Here is a 1,815-nt window from a genome sequence, read left to right as displayed (position 1 = left end):
TCTAAGTTAGTTAGGTCAGCGTCACAGATATCGATGAAAAACTCTTGTTTAAATTCCCTGGATGTAGTAATTATGGTGGGGTTTTGTTGCTCCGGATGTAACTGTTGTGGATGGGTTGCTCTAAATGTTGAGGCAATTTCCCATTTACCAGGATAGATGCTGATGTGTGGTAATTTTGTTGGTGATTCGGTAATGGGGGCAACAACAATTTCTATTTGACCTTGGGAGATGTCGTCAGTTAGTTCTTTCTGAAGCTGCTGGCTGATTTGGGATAGTAAGTTTTGAATCATTTTTTTTTAGGTAATAGGTAGTGGGTAATAGGTAATGGGTTATGGGATTTTTTGAGGTCTGATTCTGTCTGATTTGACTAACAACCGCCTCTAGGGTATAGTATTTCACTCCATGCCAAGTATACATCCATATACGGGCGGTTTCCCTGCTTGTCTATGGTTTAACTACATTCTCGATTATATTTTTTGATTACCATTACCATTACTATTTGTGTTACTATAGATATAGGTAAAGTTAAATAATGAGCTGAATGTGAAAACCGATACCATATTCTATCGCCTGTTCCAATCGTTTCCCAGTATCTTTTTTGAATTAATTAACCATTCCCCTACAGAAGCACAAGCTTATCAATTCGCCTCTGTGGAAGTTAAACAACTAGCTTTTAGAATTGATGGAGTATTCCTGCCCACCACCACTACAGCCCAACAACCGATTTATTTTGTAGAAGTCCAATTTCAGAGGGACTATCAATTTTACTCCCGCTTCTTTAGCGAAATTTTTCTGTACTTAAACAAAAACCAAATCAGCAATGATTGGCGTGGTGTGGTGATTTACCCGAGCCGCAATGTGGATAAAGGAGCAACTCAACAATATCTTGAATTACTGGATTCTCCAAGGGTATCTCGGATTTATCTCGATGAATTAGCCGAGACCCCTGCACCATCAGTAGGTATAGCTACAGTACAGCTAATTGTCACCGAGGAAGATTCTGCGATCTCACTTGCTCAAGACTTGATTCAACGAACCACTGAGGAGATAGACAATGAAAGACAAAAGCGAGAACTTCTACAATTAATAGAGACCATACTGGTGTATAAGTTACCACTACTCAGTCGCACGGAGATCGAAGCGATGTTTAGCTTAAGTGATTTACGGCAAACCAAAGTTTATCAGGAGGCTTTAGCAGAAGGCATACAAGCAGGTAGGCTTGAAGGTATACAAGCAGGGAGACTTGAAGGTATACAAGCAGGGAGACTTGAAGGTATAATTCAAGGCAAATTAGAGTCCATACCTCGGTTGTTAGCTTTGGGGTTAACCGTAGAACAAGTTGCCCAAGCTTTAGAATTAGAGGTTGAACAAGTTACAAAGGTGATCCAGCAGTCTTCTGATAGTTGAAATAAAAACCATCCCATAGTTAGGTAATGGGAACTAGGTGGGTTTACGCGGGTGACCCATTACCCATTACCATTACTATAGCTATAGTTAAGTAATGACATAAATGTGAAAACCGATACCATCTTCTATCGCCTGTTTCAATCGTTTCCCAGCATCTTCTTTGAATTAATTAACCATTCCCCTACAGAAGCACAAGCTTATCAATTCGCCTCTGTGGAAGTTAAACAACTAGCTTTTAGAATTGATGGAGTTTTTCTGCCCACCACCACTACAGCCCAATCACCGATTTATTTTGTAGAAGTCCAATTTCAGAGGGACTATCAATTTTACTCCCGCTTCTTTAGCGAAATTTTTCTGTACTTAAACAAAAACCAAATCAGCAATGATTGGCGTGGTGTGGTGATTTAC

At 39.7% G+C, this 1,815-nt stretch carries 3 protein-coding genes; 2 read left to right on the top strand and 1 reads right to left on the bottom strand.

Annotated elements, in window-relative coordinates:
* On the bottom strand, positions 1-290 hold a 290-nt coding region (locus F6K20_RS36850), incomplete at its 3' end, for a hypothetical protein (protein ID WP_287298173.1).
* A gap of 253 nt (positions 291-543) precedes the next feature.
* Between F6K20_RS36850 and F6K20_RS36845 the strand changes: the two genes are divergently transcribed.
* Positions 544-1,407 (top strand): Rpn family recombination-promoting nuclease/putative transposase, encoded by an 864-nt coding sequence (locus F6K20_RS36845; RefSeq protein WP_287298172.1) that lies wholly within the window; start codon positions 544-546, stop codon positions 1,405-1,407.
* Between the two features lie 105 nt (positions 1,408-1,512).
* The coding region (locus F6K20_RS36840) for an Rpn family recombination-promoting nuclease/putative transposase (RefSeq protein ID WP_287298170.1) at positions 1,513-1,815 on the top strand (303 nt) is incomplete at its 3' end.

Origin of the sequence: Moorena sp. SIO2C4, from assembly GCF_010672485.1 — a bacterium.
Taxonomy (GTDB): Bacteria; Cyanobacteriota; Cyanobacteriia; order Cyanobacteriales; family Coleofasciculaceae; genus Moorena; species Moorena producens.
Note: the sequence above shows the minus strand (reverse complement) of the source record. Positions and strands in the feature narration are given on the sequence as shown.